The sequence below is a fragment of the Maricaulis sp. genome (assembly GCF_015665295.1).
Lineage (GTDB): Bacteria > Pseudomonadota > Alphaproteobacteria > Caulobacterales > Maricaulaceae > Maricaulis.
This window is the reverse complement of the sequence record NZ_JADFAJ010000028.1, coordinates 1-19,750: the sequence shown is the minus strand read 5'-3', so window position 1 is coordinate 19,750 and position 19,750 is coordinate 1. Positions and strand designations below refer to the sequence as shown.

The 19,750-nt window shown below is 64.6% G+C and carries 14 protein-coding genes and 1 tRNA gene; 7 read left to right on the top strand and 8 right to left on the bottom strand.

Features of this window, described 5'->3' with window-relative positions; genetic code table 11:
- Positions 1-240 (bottom strand): SIMPL domain-containing protein (locus tag QZZ02_RS12650; RefSeq protein ID WP_291844907.1); only part of this gene is annotated, 240 nt, incomplete at its 3' end.
- Positions 241-420: 180 nt separating this feature from the next.
- Here QZZ02_RS12650 and QZZ02_RS12645 point away from each other — a divergent pair.
- The 3 genes from QZZ02_RS12645 to QZZ02_RS12635 all read left to right on the top strand — a co-directional run bounded on the left by QZZ02_RS12645 (position 421) and on the right by QZZ02_RS12635 (position 4,770).
- Positions 421-497 (top strand) — tRNA-Ile (locus QZZ02_RS12645).
- A 466-nt stretch (positions 498-963) separates the two neighbouring features.
- Complete coding sequence (locus QZZ02_RS12640) at positions 964-2,505, top strand: porin (protein ID WP_291844906.1); 1,542 nt, start codon at positions 964-966, stop codon at positions 2,503-2,505.
- 441 nt (positions 2,506-2,946) lie between these two features.
- Complete coding sequence (locus QZZ02_RS12635; protein ID WP_291844905.1) at positions 2,947-4,770, top strand: ATP-binding protein; 1,824 nt, start codon at positions 2,947-2,949, stop codon at positions 4,768-4,770.
- Between the two features lie 3 nt (positions 4,771-4,773).
- Here the strand turns inward: QZZ02_RS12635 and QZZ02_RS12630 are convergent, their stop codons facing one another.
- From QZZ02_RS12630 to QZZ02_RS12610, 5 genes are read right to left on the bottom strand one after another with little or no spacing between them, the layout of a single operon-like run.
- Positions 4,774-6,327 (bottom strand): acetolactate synthase large subunit, encoded by a 1,554-nt coding sequence (locus tag QZZ02_RS12630; RefSeq protein WP_291844904.1) that lies wholly within the window; start codon positions 6,325-6,327, stop codon positions 4,774-4,776.
- Between the two features lie 42 nt (positions 6,328-6,369).
- Positions 6,370-7,515, bottom strand: a complete 1,146-nt coding sequence (locus QZZ02_RS12625; RefSeq protein ID WP_291844903.1) for an alpha-hydroxy acid oxidase — start codon at positions 7,513-7,515, stop codon at positions 6,370-6,372.
- Positions 7,516-7,548: 33 nt separating this feature from the next.
- Positions 7,549-10,665 (bottom strand): efflux RND transporter permease subunit, encoded by a 3,117-nt coding sequence (locus QZZ02_RS12620; RefSeq protein WP_291844901.1) that lies wholly within the window; start codon positions 10,663-10,665, stop codon positions 7,549-7,551.
- On the bottom strand, positions 10,662-11,738 hold the full coding sequence (locus QZZ02_RS12615) for an efflux RND transporter periplasmic adaptor subunit (protein ID WP_291844900.1): 1,077 nt from the start codon (positions 11,736-11,738) through the stop codon (positions 10,662-10,664). The genes QZZ02_RS12620 and QZZ02_RS12615 overlap by 4 nt, the downstream gene beginning before the upstream one ends.
- Entirely contained in the window at positions 11,735-12,286 is a 552-nt protein-coding gene (locus QZZ02_RS12610) for a TetR/AcrR family transcriptional regulator (protein ID WP_291844899.1), read from the bottom strand. Before QZZ02_RS12610 ends, QZZ02_RS12615 begins: the two co-directional genes overlap by 4 nt.
- A 270-nt stretch (positions 12,287-12,556) precedes the next feature.
- Between QZZ02_RS12610 and QZZ02_RS12605 the strand changes: the two genes are divergently transcribed.
- The 3 genes from QZZ02_RS12605 (at position 12,557) to QZZ02_RS12595 (ending at position 15,194) form a co-directional block, all read left to right on the top strand.
- Entirely contained in the window at positions 12,557-13,459 is a 903-nt protein-coding gene (locus tag QZZ02_RS12605; protein ID WP_291844897.1) for a S1/P1 nuclease, read from the top strand.
- Between the two features lie 130 nt (positions 13,460-13,589).
- Positions 13,590-14,630, top strand: a complete 1,041-nt coding sequence (locus QZZ02_RS12600; RefSeq protein ID WP_291844896.1) for a hypothetical protein — start codon at positions 13,590-13,592, stop codon at positions 14,628-14,630.
- A 90-nt stretch (positions 14,631-14,720) separates the two neighbouring features.
- A complete protein-coding gene (locus QZZ02_RS12595) occupies positions 14,721-15,194 on the top strand; it encodes a GAF domain-containing protein (RefSeq protein WP_291844895.1) in 474 nt (157 codons plus the stop codon).
- Here the strand turns inward: QZZ02_RS12595 and QZZ02_RS12590 are convergent.
- Positions 15,191-16,342, bottom strand: coding sequence for a hypothetical protein (locus QZZ02_RS12590; RefSeq protein WP_291844894.1), 1,152 nt, complete (start codon positions 16,340-16,342; stop codon positions 15,191-15,193). The two genes, QZZ02_RS12595 and QZZ02_RS12590, sit on opposite strands and share 4 nt — an antisense overlap.
- A gap of 91 nt (positions 16,343-16,433) precedes the next feature.
- Here QZZ02_RS12590 and QZZ02_RS12585 point away from each other — a divergent pair, with 91 nt between their 5' ends.
- A complete protein-coding gene (locus tag QZZ02_RS12585; protein WP_291844892.1) occupies positions 16,434-17,165 on the top strand; it encodes a SprT family zinc-dependent metalloprotease in 732 nt (243 codons plus the stop codon).
- Between the two features lie 18 nt (positions 17,166-17,183).
- Here QZZ02_RS12585 and QZZ02_RS12580 read toward each other — a convergent pair whose 3' ends face one another.
- Entirely contained in the window at positions 17,184-19,439 is a 2,256-nt protein-coding gene (locus tag QZZ02_RS12580) for a S9 family peptidase (RefSeq protein ID WP_291844891.1), read from the bottom strand.
- Positions 19,440-19,750: the final 311 nt, after the last annotated feature.

The window sequence follows — 19,750 nt, the reverse complement described above, 5'->3', positions numbered from 1 at the left end:
GCCGGCGCGGCGCAGCGCGTCGAACACCCGGCTCATGGCTTGGGCATTGGCCCGTACGGCCGCCTGGGCGGTCTCTGCGCGGCTCACCACGCCGGAGGATACGGAGGCGAATTCCGGTGCGATCTGCACGGTCGCGCTTTCCGACAGGGACAGGGTTGGCTCGCTGTCCTGGGCCTGGGCGAAAGCCGGCAGGCACAGCGTGGCGGCGAGGGCGGTTGAGGTGATGAGGGTGCGGATCATGGTGTCGCTCTCCGTGACAGGTTTGGTTTGGGGCGAGCCTATCATCTTCGCGGCTGACCGCACGCTGAACGCGTGCGATCCTTTTTGGCCATCATGATGTCAGACCTGTAACAATCCCTGCCAACCCGTCTTGGCGACGGCGCCAAGAGCCAGTAACCATGCAGCCACGCTTTAACGGCGGGGCCTGTAGCTCAATTGGTTAGAGCCGGCGGCTCATAACCGCTTGGTTGGGGGTTCGAGTCCCTCCGGGCCCACCATTTTTCGATCTCACGACAGTTCGCTGCGCGGACGCCTCCGACGGGGCGGGCTGGCCGCCCGGCGCGCGGTCGCGCTTGCGGCCCTGTCGGGCCGGGATCGATCTCACGACAGTTCGCTGCGCTCACGCCTCCGACGGGGCGGCCTGGCCGGCCGACGCGCGGTCGCGCTTGCGAACCCTGTCGGGCCGGGATCGATCTCACGACAGTCCGCTGCGCGGACGTCTCCGATGGGGCGGGCTGACCGCCCGGCGCGCGGTCATGTGTGACATCGCAAGCGCACCGCGCGCTTCGTCCCACACCGGGCATAATTCCATTCGTGACGTTGGCGGCGATTCCGCGCATCAACACCTTGTTTTCGACAGCTACAGGTGGGTCTGTGATTCGCACCCGGTGCCTGTGGTTACAAACGGCCTTCCTCCGTTGCGGCTTGGGACAAGCGGCAACGGATATTCACACAGGGGACAGCATGTACCGAAATCTTCTTGCGCTTGGCGCGAGCGTGATTGCGCTCTCGTCGACGGGATCCATTGCCTTCGCGGATGACGAAGCGCGTATCGAGGCACTCGAGGCTCGGATCGAGCAACTCGAGGAAACCAATCGACGCCTGCTCGAATTCCTCGAGAGCCAGGGCGCTCTGGATGGCGCAGCTGCACCACACGCAGCGCCGCATGCAGTACCGCACGCGGCGCCGCATCAGGCTGCGGACGCACCGGTGCAGGTCGCACATGCCGATCACCACATGGCCCACCACGGCAGTGCGATGAGCGACAGCTTTGTCGGTCTCAGCACGGATTACAGCTATGCCGTGCTGGATCATGCCGAGGGCATCAATCTGCGCCAGCTGATCCAGTTGCAGGCGATCCAGAATGGCGAACTCGACAATCGCGTCACGCTGAGCGGGGCAGTGACCGTGCTGGGCAACTACCAGCGTTCCAATTCGGATACGAAATTCGGCTGGCTGATGCGTCACCCGACCTCGGCCAACCAGATCGGCGAGGAAGTCTCCGAGCTGGTCGTGCATTCGGCCCAGCTGGCCGTCACCGCACGCATGTCCGAGAATGTCACGGCTTACATGGAGATGCTCTATAATCCGGAGCAGAGCTTCGGGCAGGGCACGATCACCGATCTCAACCGCAACCAGGTCCAGGTCCGCAAGGCCTGGGTGATGTACGGCAATCTCGACAATTCGCCGATCTATGCGGCGATCGGCAAGATGGATACGCCGTTCGGCCTGAACGACACGGTCAGCCCCTTCACCAACTCGACCACCTGGCACTCCTTCGCCGGTCTCGCCTATGGCGGCCTGGTTGGCTACTACAATAACGGCCTGCATATCCGAGCCATGGGTATCCAGGGCGGCGCCCAGTTCCGCGCCGCCAATGCGCCGGTCCAGGGCACGGCGGTTCCGTCGCGGGTGAATAATTTCGCCATCGACGCCAATTACGCCATGCCGCTCGGCGAGGATGGCTCACTCATGGTCGGTGCCAGCTACGAGCATGCCAGCCCGTACTGCCAGCCCTATCCGGTCTTTCACTTCACCGCCTGTGACGACAACAATCCTGCCTATGCGGTCTATGGCCGCCTGCGCACGGGCGCATTTGAATTCCTCGGTGAATTCCAGGAAACGACGGATGTGTGGCCGGGCTCGGCCGTGCCGGATCCGACCAATCCGCTCAGCGTCTTCGAAGCACAGGCGACGCGGTCCTGGGCTGTCGGTGGCCGTTATGCGATGGACATCGGTGCCGACAATCCGCTCGACGTCTCGCTGGAATTCAGCCGCTTCCGTGCGGGCGCCGATGGCGCACCGTGGGAACGTCAGGACCAGTATGTTGCCGGTCTGGGCTATTTCCTGGCACCGGGCGTGAGCGTCTTCGGCGAATACATTCACACCGATGGCTGGGTGCCGCTCAACTTCCTCAGCGGCGGCAATTTCCCGGACGGCTCGACCTGGTCGGAAAACGACGCCTCGACGGACGTGCTGGCGTTCGGGGTGCAGGCTGCCTTCTAGGTCTGCTCCGCGACGACACCAAAGCAGCGCCGCGCCCCCAAGGGGTGCGGCGTTTTGCTGTCTTTCGGGGTCGGTATCAGTCAGCCGCGCTGTTCAGGAGAGCTCCGCCAGCGGATTTGGGTCGAACGGCTGCATCATCGCGCGATTGTGGCGGCCAACCGCGCATCGCCGCCAGGCTTGAAGTCGCGTAACGGGGGCGGCGCGTCTGCGACAGGGATCGGCGCGTTTCGGCAATCCGTTCTGGCGGGGCTGACGTGATTTTCGCCGCTTTGCGGGGTCCGGCCCGGCTTGACCAGCAATTTGGGCTGCCCATCGCTGAACAAGAACCTCACCTGAAAGTGATGGCACGTCGCAATCAAAGGTGTGAATGCTCAGCCGGCACACGGATTTATTAACCCCGTTGCGCTAGTCTCTGTCGGCATTGAGGAGGGACATGGCGACATGCTCTGGAGACAGATCGACCGCTGGACGGGGGCCGACCCGCAAATCGACTTCGATTTTGCGGTCAAGTCGCGCATTGCCGTTGCCTATACGACAATCTTCACGCTCATGGGCCTGGTCAACGCCTTTGTGCTTGTTTTCGTGCTGGACGGGCGTCCGGGCATGGCCGAGCTGGGTTTTGCGTCTGCCGCCCTCGCCGCCGGTGTCGGATACACAGGCCTGCGCCTGCGCCGCCCCAATCTGACCATTCTGGTGATGATCACCCTCGCCTCGATCGTGCTGTTTGCGGCGGCCTGGGCCAACCGTGGCTCCTTCCCGCCGGCCACGCTTTACCTTCCGGGCATTGTCCTTGGCGCCTATATCGCCTGGGGGGCACGCGCCGCCCTGTTCGCCATCCTGCCGCTGACCGCCTATTTCGGCCTGATCATCGCGACCGCGGAGTATTCGGCCACCGGACCATTGGGCTTTCGACCTTCCGAGCTCCTCAACATGCTGATCGCGACGGGGGCCTTGTCCTGCGTCTGGATTGTGCTGTTCGGTTCCAGCTTCCGCTCGGCCACAACCGACGCGCAAGCCGCGCTGACCGAAGCCAACAAGCAGCTGGAGTCGGCGCTGATCTCGGCCCAGCAGGCCAATCGTGCGAAGTCCGATTTCATCGCCAATATGAGCCATGAAGTGCGCACGCCCCTCAATGGCGTGCTGGGCATGACCAATATTCTCCAGGCTGACCCCGCCCTGTCCGAGGACCACCGTCGCAGCCTTGATCTCATCGATGACAGCGGCAAGGCCCTGCTCGAACTGCTCAATGACATTCTGGACCTGTCGAAGATCGAGGCCGATGCGCTGGAGCTGGATGCCCGTGAGTTTGATATCGCGGCGCTGGTTCGCAATACGACGGATCACTGGCGTCCGCAGGCCGAAAGCAAGGGCGTTGCCCTGACGGTCAACAACCAGCTCGGTGACCCGGCCTTCGTGTTGGGGGATTCGATCCGGCTCCGCCAGATCATCAACAACCTGCTCGGCAATGCCGTGAAATTCACCCATACCGGCCGCATCAGCCTGTCATTGGCCGCTGTCGGCGAGGTGCGTGACGGCAAGACTCGGGTCCGGCTCGCGGTGCGTGACACGGGCATCGGCATTCCCGGCAACAAGCAGGAAGCGATTTTCGATCCGTTCAGCCAGGTCGACCCGTCGGTGACACGTCGCTATGGCGGTACCGGACTGGGGCTCGCAATCTGTCGGCGCCTTGTTGCGAAGATGGATGGCAAGATCACGCTGTCCAGCAAGATGGGACGTGGCTCGACCTTCACCGTTGACTTGCCCATGCAGCGCGTCGCGGCGCCCGGTACCGAGATCGTGAAGCGCGATCCGGCCAGCAATGCTCCGCTTTCGGTCGCCGCACGAGTGCTCGTTGTCGATGATGTCGTGACCAACCAGCTGGTTCTCAAGGCCATGGTGCAGCAGATCATCAAGGCCGACGAGCTGATTGTGGATTGCGCTTCCGGCGGCCGGGAAGCGGTCAACAAGGCGACCTCGCTGACCTATGACGTGGTGTTGATGGACATCCAGATGCCGGAGATGGACGGGGTCAGCGCGATGCAGTGCATTCGCGAGACTCGCAAATCCTCCGATGCCCGCATCATTGCGGTTACCGCGCTGGCCTCCGACGATCATCGCCGGGAGTTCCTCGCCGCCGGTTTCACCGACTATCTGCCGAAACCGGTCGAGATTGGGGAATTGCGTCGCGCACTCAAAGCCGCCCTGCCAGAGCCGGAGGTCGCCGTCGCGACGCGATCGGAAGCGGCGCGCCGCGTCGGCGGCTGAGACTCAGATTTCTGCCACGATCAATTGCGGTCCGCCGGCCTTGAGCGCGCGCTGGAGCGCGTCATCGAACTCGCCGGCCGTGCGGGCACGCTGTCCGGGGACACCGAAGCCCTCGGCCAGTTTCACCCAATCCATCTTGGGGTTGTCGAGCGACAGCATTTGCTGCGCGGCCGGACCCGGATTGCCGGCGCCGACACGGGCCAGCTCGACATTGAGGACCAGGTAGGAGTGGTTGGCGAAAACCACATTGATGATGTTTTGCTGCTCGCGGGCCTGGGTCCAGAGCGCCTGCAGCGTATAGGCCGCGGCCCCGTCGCCACACAGGGCGAAGACCTGCTTGTCGGGGCAAGCCAGGCCGGCGCCGATGGCTTGCGGCATTCCCGAGCCGATCGCGCCTCCGGTCAGGCACAGCCAGTCATGCCGCGGTCCATGTTCGATCCAGGGAAAGACACCCATGCCTGACGTGGTCGCGTCGTCGCAGATTACCGAGTCCTCGGGCATGTGGCGCAGAAGCGAAATGCCGACATAGCCGGGATTGAGCTTCTCCTCCGGGAAGATTTTCGGAGCCTGTGACAGGCCGGGCAGATCGAGCGGCGCCGTCGCGACCTCGAGGCATGCAGCCAGCGCCTGCAGCGCTGCGACAACATCCTCGGCCGGTCCGGCCAGGGTCTCGCGGCCTGTCCCCTCAGGGGTCAGTTCGCCGGGTTGGTCCGGATAGGCGAAAAAGGCGACAGGCGGTTTCGAACCGGCGATGACCAGCAGATCGGACCCGGCCAGCTCCTCCAGCGCCTGCTCGCCGAAATAGGCAAGACGCTTCGGCGAGACACGGCCATGGCCGCGGGCAATGCGGGGCACGAATGTGTCCATGAAAAGCGTTGCTCCGGTTGCCGCGGCGATCCGCCCTGCAGCGGTGAGCCCATCCTCACGGCAGGCATCATTGCCGAGCAGGATGACCGGGTTTTCCGCCGCCTTGAGCGCCGCCGCAATGGCGGCAATACGGTCGCCGGGAACCGGCTTCGGGCCCGGCATGTCGACGCGCTCGAGCACTGCGGGTTCGGCGTCCGACCAGGCGCAGTCGGCCGGCAGGATGAGCGAGGCGACACCGCGTTCGGGACCGAAGGACTGGCGCACCGCCTCAACGGCCATGGTCGAGACGTCGGCGGCGTCGGCCACGCAACCGACCCAACGCGACATCGGTCGGCAGACGCCGGCGGCGTCCGATGTCAGCGGGGCATCGAGCTTGAGATGGTCACGGGCATGGTCACCAACGATGTTGACCACAGGTGCATAGGCGCGCCGCGCATTGTGCAGATTGGCCAGGCCGTTGCCGGCACCGGGTCCGAGGTGGAGCAGGGTGCAGGCCGGCTTGTCGGCCATGCGGGCATAGCCGTCGGCGGCCCCGGTCGCGACCCCTTCGAACAGGCACAGGACAGACTGCATCCCGTCCGTCCGGTCGAGCGCGGCGACCATGTGCATTTCCGACGTGCCCGGATTGGTGAAGCAGACCTCGACGCCCTGGTTGATAAGCGTGCGGACAAGGCTTTCGGCAGCAAACATGGATTGACCCCGTGAAGATGTTGGTGTGCGTCTTGTCTCTATCTAGCGCGGCAGACGGACAAAGTCCGCCGTCAGTTCCGACAGGCGGGATGCCCCGACCAGCGCCATGTCGCGTTCCAGCGCGGTGATGAGGATGTCGAGGGCCCGTTCAACCCCGGCCTGGCCACCGGCGCCGAGCCCGAACAGATAGGGCCGCCCGACCGCGACGGCATTGGCGCCGAGCGCCAGCGCCTTGATGATGTCGGTGCCGCGGCGGATGCCGCCATCCAGGATGATCTCGGCCTGGCCGCGCACGGCCGCGACAATGTCCGGCAGGGTATCGATGGTGGCTGGCGCGGTATCGAGCTGGCGGCCGCCATGATTGGAGATCCAGACCGCGTCCGCGCCCGCGTCGAGGCAGCGCCGCGCATCGTCAGGCCGGGCGATGCCCTTGATTGCGAACGGTCCGCCCCAGGCCTCCTTGATCCATTTGGCGTCGGCCCAGCTCACGGTGCGGTCGAACTGCGAGTTCAAGAACTCGATGATGCCCATGCCGCCGGTATCCATGTCGGCCCAGTTGGCGGCGAGGATTTCCGGGGTGCTCGCCATGTCCCAGAGATAGCCCGGACGGGCGAGGACCTGGCTCACTGTCCTGGCGTTGATCCTGGGCGGGATGGTGAAGGCGTTGAGATGGTCGCGCTCGCGATTGCCGGCGACCGGGACATCCACAGTGAGGATCAGGCCGGTAAAGCCCGCCGCCCTGGCCCGTTCGAGCGCTCTTTCGACGATGGCGCGGTCCTTCCAGACATAGACCTGGAACCATTTCGGCCCGTCCGTGTGCTGCGCGATCTCCTCGATCGTCGTCGAAGCGAGGGTGGAGAGGCAATAGACCAGCCCGGCCTTCTTCGCCGCCCGCGCGACGGCCGCCTCGCCGGCGCGCGGATTGAACAGGCGCTGGGCGGCCGTCGGGGTGACGATGATGGGGGCCTTGCTCGGCGCACCCATGATGGTCGTGTCCAGGCTGATCCTCGAAACATCGACAAGGGATTTGAAGTTCAGTTCGTAATCGCCATAGCGATTATCATTGCGCGCGAGCGTGATCTCGTCGTCTGCGCCGCCATCGATATAGTCAAACACCATGCGCGGCAGGCGTTTGCGGGCCAAAGCCCGCAAGGCTTCGATATTGTGAGCCTGGTCAATCGCTGTCATGGGCGCGAGCGTTGTCCGCTTCCCGACACAGCGTCAAGTCCTGACCGGGTCTTCGATTGCCGGTTGCGGCCGGATTCCGAAGAAGAGGGCATAAAGCACGGGTACCGCGATCATGGTCAGCACGGTGGCGAAGGTCAGCCCGCCGATGATCGTCACCGCCATGCCCTGGAAGAAGGCATCCGTGAGCAGCGGCGTCATGCCGAGAATGGTCGTGGCCGCCGCCAGAAGGACCGGGCGCAGGCGGCTGACCGAACCGTCGCTGACGGCCTCGGCCCGGTCTGCGCCACTGCGAATACGCATGTCGATCTCGTCGACCAGCACGATCGCATTCTTGATCAGCATGCCGGACAGGGAGAGCAGGCCGAGCAGCGCCGTGAAGGAGAAGGCGACATTGGTCGCCAGCAGACCGATCACCACGCCATTCACCGACATCGGCACGACCGCCCAGATGATCAGCGGCTGGCGTATCTTGGCAAACAGCAGGAATGAGATGGTGAGCATGGCGATGAAGGTGAGCGGCAATTGCCGGCCCAGCGAGGCATTGGCCTCGGCCGAGGCCTCATGCTCGCCCCCCCATTCCATCGAATAGCCCGGCGGCAGATCGATGGTCTCGATGATGGGCGCGAAACGGGCAAAGCCCTCCGAGGCGGTTTCCCAGGGATGCGGATTGGCGCGCACGGACAGAGTCCGGGTGCGGTCGCGGCGCTGGATCAGCACGTCCTCGAACTCAAGGGCGAAAGAGGAAACGACCTGATTGATCGGGACATAGGCCGCCTGTTGCGGGCTCCAGACCAGGCGGTCGTCCAGATAGTCCGGGTCGGACCGCTCCGCCTCCGGTGCGCGGGCCAGGATCGGAATCAGGGTCTCGCCCTCGCGATAGACGCCGACCTGGCTGCCGACCGTGGCGAAACGCAGGGCATTCGCGATGTTCTCGCGTGTGACGCCGATCGTCTGGGCCCTTTCCTCGACGATGAGCGGACGCAGGACCGGTGTCCGGTTACGCCAGTCGGTGCGGATATCGATCACATCGCCGTCACGGCTCAGTGCGCTTGTCGCCTCTTCCGCCAGGGCCCGCAGCATATCGGCATCCGGTCCGGAAAAGCGGGCTTCAAGCTTGGCGCCGGAAGGTGGGCCGAAAATGATCCGGTCGGCGCGGATATCGACATCGGGCAGGGTCTCGCGGACATGGGCAAGAATGCGGTCGGCCAGAGCCGGGATGGCGTTGATGTCCCGGGTCCGCACAATCACCTGACCATAGGCGGCATTGGGCTGTTCGGCAGAATAGGTGAGCATGAAGCGGGTCGCACCGGCGCCGACAAAGGTATCGATGACTTCGGTCTCGGGCTGCGCCGCGATGAAGCCGCCAATCTCGCGCAGGGTTGCGTCAGTGGCCAGGATGTCGGTCCCTTCGGGCAGTTCCACATTGACGTAGAACATCGGCGTATTGGTCGCCGGGAAGAAGGAATTGCGCACCGAACCGAAGCCGACATAGCAAATCAGCGTGACGGCGATCAGCCCGGCCAGGACGATCCAGCGCCGTGACAGGGCAAGGCTCAACAGGCCGCGATAGCCCTTGAACAGGCGTCCGGAATAGAGGCTGTCGGAATCAAGCGCGGCGTCGCCGGCAGCCTGGGCCGCGGCGCGCTGGGCGGCAAACAGGTGATAGCCGATCATCGGCACGACCGTGACGGCGATCACCCAGCTCAGCAGGAGGGAGATCGCGATCACCGCAAAGAGCGAGAACAGGAATTCGCCGGTCGCATCCGGTGACAGGCCGATCCCGGCAAAGGCGAGAATGCCGATCACGGTGGCGCCCAGGAGCGGCCATTGCGTGGAGGCGACGGCCTCCTCGGCGGCCTGCATGCGCGGACGGCCGCGCATCACACCCGTCAACATGCCCTCGGTGACGACGATGGCATTATCGACGAGCATTCCCATGGCGATGATCAGCGCGCCCAGCGAGATGCGTTCCATCTCCAGCGCGAAAATGTCCATGAAGAATATCGTGCCGGACACGGTGAGGAACAGGACGGCGCCCACGGTGAGCCCTGCCCGCCAGCCCATGAACAGGCACAACACCCCGATCACGATGGCGATCGACAGGGCCAGGCTGACCAGGAAGTTATTGATTGCGTCATCGACGACCAGGTGTTGCTGGTAGATCGGGTGTAGCTCGACGCCGAGTGGCAGGCTGGCTTCAAGTTCGGCGAGGCGGGTTTCGACGGCATGCCCGACATCGACAATATTGGCGGTCGGCAGGCCGGCGACGCCGATCGTGAAGGCGCGGGCATTGTTGTGATAGATGAATTGAGACGGTCGCTCGACGGGCTGGCGTCGGACTTCTGCAATGTCGGACAGGCGGATGGCCTGATCGCTGCCGCGCGGGGTGATCAGCAGGTTCGAGACCGCATCAATGCCGCCCAGCGTCTGGGGAATTTCGACCCGCACCAGGCGGCCATCCATCGGCGTCGACCCTGCAGTCACGACAGCATTCTCGCGCTCGAGGTTTTCGAGCAGATCCGCGAAGGGCAGGCCGAGACGGGCCAGGTTTTCCTGCGGGATCTCGATATAGATGCGCTCGTCCGGTTCGCCCTCCACGGCGACCTTGGCGACGTTCTCGACGGTCAGAAGCTCGCGCCGCAGGGTGCGGGCGATATCGCGGATGCGAGCATCGGAATAGCCTTCCGCAGTGACGGCGTAGAAGATGCCGTAAGTGTCTCCGAAATCATCATAGACGACCGGAGCGCCGGCTCCGGGCGGCAGGGAGGCGACCGTATCGCGAACCCGCGCTCGCAGGCGGGTCCAGACGGCCGGCATGTCAGCGCTGTCGATCGTGTCGTCCACGGTGACATGGATTTCCGACAGGCCCGGCGCCGACTCGGACCGGATCTCGTCAACTTCGCCCATCTGCTGGATGGCGATCTCCAGGGCTTCGGTGACTTCCTGTTCGACCTCTTCCGCGGTCGCCCCCGGATAGGGCGTGAAGATGATCGCCTCCTTGATCGTAAAGGCCGGGTCTTCCAACCGCCCGACATTGATAAAGCCGCTCAACCCGCCGAGCAGGCAGAAGAGGATGACCATCCAGGTCAGGACGGGCTTTTCGATGGACAGGCGCGCCAGCGCGCTCGACGGGGTTGACGGGGCGCTCATTGCGGCGTGCCGAAACGCGCCGAGTCTGACAGCGGGCGGACTTCCATGCCCTCATGTAGCGCGGAGATGCCCGCGGTGACGATGCGGTCACCGGCCTGCAGGCCATCGGTCACAATCACGGTCTCGCCCTCGAAGCCGTCCGTGGAGATGGAGGCAGGCGAGACGGTTCCGGTCTCGGCATCGTACACCCAGACCCGTTGGGATCCGTCTGGCGCGGCGCTGACTGCGGCGAGTGGAATGCGCATGCCGGTCAGGGCACTGGCGTCACTGGCAAACTCTGCAAATACGGTCGCAGTCATGCCGGGCAGGATATTGGCGGGAATATTGTCGGGCAGGGCGGCGATGGCGCGATAGGTTCGCGAGGCGGCGTCCGGTTCGGAAACCAGTTCGCGCGGCACGAGCGAGAAGGTCTGCCCGGGCAGGAAGGCGAAGGCGGCTTCCAGGGAGACCAGATCATCGGCGTCAAAGGTCGCCACCATGCCTTCGGAGATCGGGATGGAGACGCGCAGTTCCGATACATCCATCAGGCGGACGACAGGCTGGCCGGGCGAGACAATGGCAAAGTTGTCGATCAGGCGCCGGCTGACCAGGGCATCGAAGGGCGCGGTCAGGGTCGCGTAGTCCAGATTGCGGCGAGCGGTCTGCAGGGCGACTTCGCGCAGGTCATAATTGGTCTGGGCGCTGTCGAGGGCGGCCTGCGAGGCTATGCCACGGGCGTGCAGGGTACGCTGACGCTCCAGATCGGTATTGGCTTGTTGCAGCTGGACGCGCGCTTCGCGGGCGGCTCGCTCGAAGTCTTCCGCGTCCAGCGCTGCGACCAGCGTGCCCTGTTCGATCCGGACCCCCTCATTGAGCGGAAGCCGGGCCAGCTGACCACCGACCTGGAAGGCCATATCGACACTCAGCCGGGCTTCAACCCGACCGACAAATTCATGCCGGGTTTCACCGTTTTCCGCTGTGACCTCGGCCAGCTGGACAAGGCGGGCCTGGGCCGGTGGCGGCGGTGTGTCTTCGGCGCAAGACGCAAGAAAGAGCACGGCGCTCAGCGCCGGGAGCCAGGATGGACGGGTCATGCATAAAGCTCGCTGGCCATGCTCAACAGGCGATCGCGGATCGGCTGGAACTGGTGATCGGGAATATGGTTGAAGCCGAGCAGGACGGAGAGTTTCAGTCCGTCCATGGCCAGCATCAGGATGTGCGCGGCAACCGGATCGGGCGTCTCCTCGGCGAGGCGCTGGAAGGTCGTGGAAAGAATCTCGCGGGCCGGGTCGAGCAGTTCCGGGTGTTCGGCCGATGCGGCCAGGAGCGCGGTCGACAGACCGTTCTCGGACTCGGACCGGTCGAACATGCTGGCAAAGACCTCCGCCAGCGGAGGCTTGCCCACCTGGCGGGCCCGGCTCTCGGCGCGGGCGAGCTCGTCGCCGATCTCGGTCACCATCCGTTCGACCATCCCCTGCAGCAAGGCGATCTTGTTGGGGAAGTGATAGAGCACGCCGCCTTTTGAGACATTCGCCTCGGCCGCGACCGCGTCAATGGTCAGGCGACGCGACCCGTCCCGGGCGACCACGGTGTCGGCCGCGTCGAGGATCGTGTCGCGGGTCGAGGGCTTGCTGGATGGCATGGCGTGATTCCAAATTATTGTGCGCTGCACATAAACCGTCCGGACGGTACAGTCAATACCGTCCGGACGGTATAGTTATGGTGGCCTTTTCGCACGCGCCGTCTGGCGTAGCCGACCGGCCAAGAATGACGGCAACATTAAAAATACCCGTTTTGCGACCGAGGGTTGCGGTGGTCGAAAGATGCCCGCCCTGACTAGTGGAGGGGCGGCGGCTGCTCTTCTAGAGACCGGGGCAGGCACCGGGCGGGTGCCACCCGTTCGGAGAGATTCATGTCCCTTTTTCTGCGTGCTTTGGCTGTCGCGGGCCTGTTGTCTGTTTTCATCATGCCGACGCCAGCCCTGGCCTATGGCCGTGACGGTCACCGAATTGTCTGTGACCTGGCCTATCGCTACCTCTCCGATGAGACCCGTGCCGAAGTCGACCGCCTGGTGGCGCAGGATATGCAGTTCGACAATTTTCGCGATGTCTGCTCCTGGGCCGATGAAGTACGTGGCTCGACGCATCGCCACACCGCGCCCTGGCACTATATCAATCAGGACCGCAGTGATCCGCATGTCGATCCGGAAGATTGCGCCGAGGACGGCTGCATCACCTCGGCCATTGACCTCCATGCTGGTGTCTTTGCCGACCGGTCGCGCTCTGACGCCGACCGCCTGGAAGCGCTGAAATTCCTCGCCCACTGGATGGGCGATATCCATCAGCCGCTGCATGTCTCGATCGAGGGGGACCGCGGCGGCAATGACATCAACGTGCTGTGGCGCGGCGAGCGGCACACCAATCTGCACCGGGTCTGGGACAGCGAGATCCTGCTCGACTACATGGCCGAGACCTGGCCCTACCTGGCCGAGGAAGACCGCTGGCAGCCGCTGGTCGAGGAACTCGCTGCCGACATTCCGCTGACCGGGGTGGATGTCTATGCATCACTGACCCCGATCGCCTGGGCCCAGGAAAGCCATGACATCGTGCGCTCGCGCGGCTTTGCCTATTACTGGGCCAATGCCGACCAGCTGATCGAGCCCGGTGAGGCCTATTACGCCCGCAACCTGCCGGTCACCATGCAGCGTCTCAAGCAGGGCGGCGTGCGCCTGGCCGGCCTTCTCAACCAGCTGGTCGAGGAACGCCAGGTGTCGGGCCGGACGGCGCCGTCAGCAACGTCGGGTGCGCTGAACTAGTCTTCCCGTCCGGGCTGTGGCCGCACCGCCACGCCGACCATCCATCGTCCGGTCTTCGCCGGTTCCGCTTGTGGCGTCCGTTAGCGTTTGGTTAATATCCGCGACGGGCGTCGTACAAGTGGGGACCGGTGTGATTGAAGGCGTGGACAATACGGTGCTTTTCGGCGTCGCCGGGGCGGGTCTGTTTGTCCTGGTCCTGGCGATCAGCGCCATCTCCATGCATCTCAGCCGGCAACGCGCCGTCTCCGACGAGCGGCAGGTCTACAAGCTGCGCGCCAAGCGGGTCGCGCGCTATGAAGACGCCAAGAAGGAATACGAGAAGCATCGCAAGAAGATCGAGAGCGGCAATACCGTCCTGATCGATCTCATCCATGACCTGGGCGATGATTTCGTCGGCCGCGACAGCGCCCAGCAGCAGATCGCCTTTGACGAGGCTTTCGAGGCGGTTGCCTCGATCCGCCAGGCCAATCCGCGCGCCAAGATCGTGGTCGTCTTGCACACGCTGGGCGGCTATGCCCGGCCCGCCCACATGATCGCCCTGGCCTTGAAACAGCATCTGGCGAAGGCGAGGGAGAAGGGGCATTACAACCCCAAGCGCGAGCCGCAAGTGGTCGCCTATGTGCCCTATGTCGCCATGTCCGGCGGCACGATGATCGCGCTCGCCGCCGACAAGGTCGTGATGGATCCGACCGCCTCGCTGGGGCCGATCGACACGATCTATGGCGGCTTCCCGACCGAGGCCTACAAGGAACTCCTCGCCCAGAAAGGGCCGCTGGCGACCCAGGACGTACTGGTCATGCTGGCCCACGAGGCCGAGAAATATGACCGTTATGCCGGCAAGGTGGCGCGCGACATCGTCAATCCGGTGCACCGGGTCGATGAAAAGGTCGAGCATCACATTGCCGACACGCTGTCGGCCGGCACCCTGTCGCACAGCCAGGCGATCACGCCCAAGGACGCCAAGGGGCTGGGCGTGAATGTCTCCACCAAGATCCCCGATCTGATCTACGGCCTGGTCGATGCCCGCATCCGCATGATTCATACCCGGCTGGAATTCGAGGCGCGCCGGATGGAAGGCGAGGGCGGGTCCGGCGAGGGCAAGGTCGATGAGGCCGAACAGGTCATCGAGCGCGCCATCCGCCAGTCCTTGCGCGGCAATGTCCGGCTCTGACATGCGTGTCCGCCAGGCCTGGCTGTAGCGCGGACTTGAACCGGTCGTCCGGCGACCCGATCTTCCCCGCGACCAGCGAGGACCAACATCATGACCAGCAAGGCCGACCAGTATGACGAGGTGCGCAAGCAGATCGCCGCGGTGATCGCCGGCGAGACCAGCCGCACGGCGCGCTATGCCACCGCCAGCTGCCTGCTGCGCGACATGTTCGGCGAGCGCTTTTTCTGGACCGGCTTCTACGAGGTCGATCCGCACCAGCCGGACATGCTGGTGGTCGGGCCCTATCAGGGCACGATGGGTTGTCTGCGCATTCCCTTCGGCAAGGGCGTTTGCGGGGCGGCTGCAGCTACGGGCGAGACCCAGCTGGTCGAGGACGTGCATGCCTTCCCCGGCCATATCGCCTGCGACAGCCGCTCCAATTCGGAAATCGTGGTGCCGGTGTGCGATGCCGACGGGCAGCTGGCTGCGGTTCTTGATATCGACTCGACCGCGTTCGGCGCCTTCGATGCCGAGGACCAGGCCGGTCTGGAAGCCATCTGCGGCGAGCTCCTGACGATCGCCTAACCAGCGCTCACGGGTGCGCCCTGCATGACCAGTTCGAACGCGGCATGTCCGTGCGGCGCGCCATTGATCTGCAGGGACAGGCCCTGAAGTCCGGGATAATAGCGCCGTGTCGTGATCGGCCGGATCGGGTGGCGGCGCTCCAGTGAGACTTGCCCGCCCGCCGGCAGTGTCACGGATTTCAGCTTGAAAACCTTGGGTGCGGTGCGGCCATTCGCCTTTTGGAAATGCAGCACATAGTCGATGGCCAGCAATTGGTCCTGGGCGCTGTCAGAGCGAAGCGTTGCGGCAAATTCAAGCACGCCCGGAAAGGGGAGTGTCGGGGTGAGAACCCGCAGGTCTGGTTCGCCCAGCGCAGCGGGACGATATCCGAAAATCTCCAATGCCACCGGATGCCCGGCCTTGATCAGGCTGCGGCAGGCATGGCGCAGCAGTTTGCGCCTCGGTCCGTTGGCATCCCGCATCCATGTCCGCGCCAGATCCGCGGCCAGATCGGGATGGTCCTTGGCGATGTCATTGATGTGATTGGCGACCGAGCGTCGGACATATTCGCTGGGGTCATCGCGCAGGGCTTCCAGGATCGGCAGTGTTGGCGTCGGGTCGGCGATGAAGCCCGGCAATTGCATCGCCCAGGGCAGACGCGGCCGTGTGCCTTCCGACGCCAACCGCCTGACATGATAATTGGGGTCCCGGGTCCAGCCGGTAATCGTCGCGATGGCGCGCTTCGGGTCGGCCAGGATGAGATGGCGAATGCCGAATTCCGACGAGAACCGGCCGGTCAGCTGGCGCTGGGCTTCAAGGGCCAGATCAAGATCCGTGTGACCGTCACGACCGACCAGATCACTCAACGGCATGATCGCCCAGCCGCGTATCCCGCGTTCGTCCATGCGGGTCGTCGCCAGGTCGACATCCTCCTCCGGATGAAGGCTGGCCAGGATGATCCCGACCCGTTGCTCGAAACGCGGCGGGAGGCAGGCATCGAGCGCGTCCCGGATCTGGTTGGCGCGTTGCTTGAGCTCCAGATCATCCAGACCCGCCTGGGCCAGATGAATGAATTGCGTCCGATCGAACGCCGGCCAGTTGCGCTGGATGTGGTCGCCGATATGGGCGATCACCGTCGGCGAGAAGAAATTCTTGAGAGGCTCCGGCATGGCGGCGTGTCCCGGTTGCGATTGAGGGTCCGACTTGTCACCATGTCCCGGTGGCGCGCAATCAGCGTCTTCTCCTTCTCCTGACGGCGTGATGTCACCAGTCTCAGTGCAAACCATCGAACTTGCCGGCCAGACGGTCGCCTACCAGCTGAAACGCAGCCGGCGTCGGACGATCGGGTTTACGATCAGCCATGATGGCCTTGTCGTGACCGCGCCGCTCCGGCTGGGCGTGCGCGAGGTCGAGCGTGCCCTGCGCACCAAATCCGGCTGGATTCTCGGCAAGCTGGCGGATTGGCAAAGCCGTCCGGCACCACGCAGCCTGCGCCTGGAAAGCGGTGCCGTCCTGCCCTGGCTCGGCGCCGAGCGTCGCCTCATCCTCGAGCCGCAGGGCGTGCGGACCCGCGTTATCGAGCACTGCGATGCCATCCTGATCCGCCATGACCCCGACCTCTCCGGCGAGCTGCGGACCCGCACGCTCACCCAGGCCCTGCAACGCTTCTACAAGCGCGAGGGCGAGACCCTCATGGCGCCCAAGGTCGAGGCCTATGCCAGCCAGCTGGGCAGGCCGGTCCGCAAGGTCATCGTGCGCGACCAGAAACGCCGCTGGGGCTCGTGCGCGCCGGACGCCACCATCCGCCTCAACTGGCGCCTGATGGGCTTTCCCGAAGCGCTTGTCGACTATGTCTGCGCCCACGAGGCCGCCCACCTGGTCGAGCCCAATCACTCCCCCGCCTATTGGCGCGTGGTGGAAAGCCTCATGCCGGACTGGAAACCCCGCCGCCAGCGCATGCGCGACGAGGCCGATCGCTGGGTGGTGTTCTAGGGGCGGGGTGGGCCGAGTTTACTCCTCGTCCTTCAGCTTGCGGTCGAAATAATCCACCACCATGGTCCACAGATGCACCGAGCGGTCCTCGCCGCGCACGCCGTGGCGCTGGCCGGGATAGGTCATCATCTCGAACGGGGCGCGCTGCTGCTGGAGTTCGGAGTAAAGGCGGACCGAATTGGCGAAGATGACATTGTCGTCGGCCATGCCGTGGATCAGGAGGAGCGGGGTCTCGTAATTGTCCAGATGGGCGAAGACAGAAGAGGCCTGATAGCCTTCGAAATTCATGTCCGGATGGCCCATATAGCGCTCGGTATAGGCAGTGTCATAGAGCGTCCAGTCGGTGACCGGCGCGCCGGCGACCCCGGCGGCCCAGGCGCCCGGCGCCTGCAGGGTCGCCATCAGCGTCATGTAGCCGCCATAGGACCAGCCCCAGATGCCGACCCGCTCGCCATCGACGAAATCCAGGCTCTTGAGATGGTCGAGCCCTGCCAGCTGGTCCTCGACCTCGACCGAGCCCATGCGGTGGCGCAGCTGGCCTTCAAACTCACGCCCGCGATTCCAGGAGCCGCGATTGTCGATGTTGAAATAGACATAGCCGCGCTGGGCAAACATCTGGGCGCGCAGGGATTGCCAGCCGCGATGGACCTGCTGGCTGTGCGGCCCGCCATAAAGATACTGGATCGCCGGGTATTGCCGGTTCGGATCGAAATCGGCGGGCAGGAAGATCTGGTAGTGCAGCGTGCTGCCATCGGCGGCGGTCAGCGTGCCGTATTGCGGCGTGATGTGATCGTCCAGATAGGGGAAATAGGGATGGTTCTCGTCCAGCGCATTTTCCTCGATCCAGCGGATGCGTGATCCGTCGACCGCATAGAGCGCGGTCTGCGGCGGGGTCTGCGGATCGGAATAGGTGCCGATGAAGCTCGTCGCATCGCGGCCGAACGTCGCCGACCAGCGGCCCTCGCCGGAGGTGATCCGCGTCGGCGCAGCCGAACCGTCCAGCGGCACGGAATAGATGTGGCGCTCCAGCGGTGTTTCGATCCAGCCGGTGAAATAGACGAGGCCGCTGTTGCGATCGACGGCATTGATCCCGTCCACCACCCAGTCGCCGGACGTGACCTGGGTGATCAGGCTGCCATCGCGGGCACGGTGCTGGATGTGGCGAAAACCGCCCGGCGTGTCCTCGCTGGTCCACACCACGCTGCCATCGGACAGGGCGCGGAAATCATTGGTCAGATTGATCCAGATATCGCTGGTTTCGACGAGCCAGGGCGTGGCCGCACCGGTCTGCGGATCGGCCGCGAGGATGGTCAGCGCGTCCTGCAGGCGATTGAGCACCTGGACATAGGCCGTCGCGCTGTCGGACGCCCAGTTGACGCGGGCCAGATAGATATCATCCGTCTCGGCCAGCGTGACCTGGCGGCGTGTGCCGGTTTCGCGCTCGGCAATGAAGAGCTCGACCGTGGCATTATCGGTGCCGGCGCGCGGATAGCGCTGGTCGACCACGCGGGCCGACCCGTCCGCGCCGATTTCCATGCGCTCGATGTTTTCCACCGGGCTCTCATCGACCCGGGCCAGGGCGAGGTATTGCTCGTCCGGCGACCACCAGTATCCGGTGCGCCGGCCCAGTTCTTCCTGGGCGACGAATTCCGCCATGCCGAAGGAGATGAGGCCACCGCCCTCGGTGGTGATGGCCGTTTCCTCGCCGCTCGCCAGATCGATCACATACAGGTTCTGCTCGCGGATGAAGGCGACGAAATTGCCGCGCGGGGAGATGCGGGCATCGGTCTCGTATTCCGGCGTTTCCATCAGCCGGCGCGCTTCGCCGGTCGCGACATCGACATGGAAGATATCGCCATCGAGCGGCACGAGAATGGCTTCGCCCTGGCTGTCCCAGTCATACCGCACAATCCCGGTCGACGAGATGCGGGCACGTTCGCGCAGCTGCCGTTCCGCCTCGGTCAGGTCGCGCTCGTCCGGCGCCAGCACCTGGCTGTCGACCAGGAGGTAGGGCTCGCCGCCATCGATATCCATCGCCCACAGGTCGAGCACACTGGAATCGTCCTCCTTGGCCCGCAGGAAGGTCACCCGCTGCCCATCCGGCGAGAAGCTCAGCGAGCGCGGCGCCGGCCCGGTCAGGGACGGGCTGGCATACAGGCGTTCGATCGTCAGCGCCGGCTCGACCGCGGCGATTGCGACAGGCGTTTCGCCGGCCGGCTGGCAGGCGGTGAGGACGGTGGCGGCAGCCAGAAGGCTGGCAAGGCGAACGGACATGACTACGCTCCGGATTAACTCGACCCCGTTTTAGGAGTGCCGGCTTTGGCTGGCCAGACCTGAGTCCGCTGTCCCCCGTTCAGCACCGATCGCGCCACGGCGCTAACGCCTGGCGGTTTGGGTGGAGAGGGAGTGCGGGATACCGGCCGGAGCCGATAAAGCGCTGATTTTAAACGGTAGCTTCGACAAGCATCCCGCACGCGGAGATTTCCCGGGTTGCCTTCCAGCCCCCGAATCGAAGCCGACGGGATCAGGGCGGTCAATCGTTGTGCCGCGAGTCCCGTCGGCGGCCGCACCGGGTCTGATGGTGG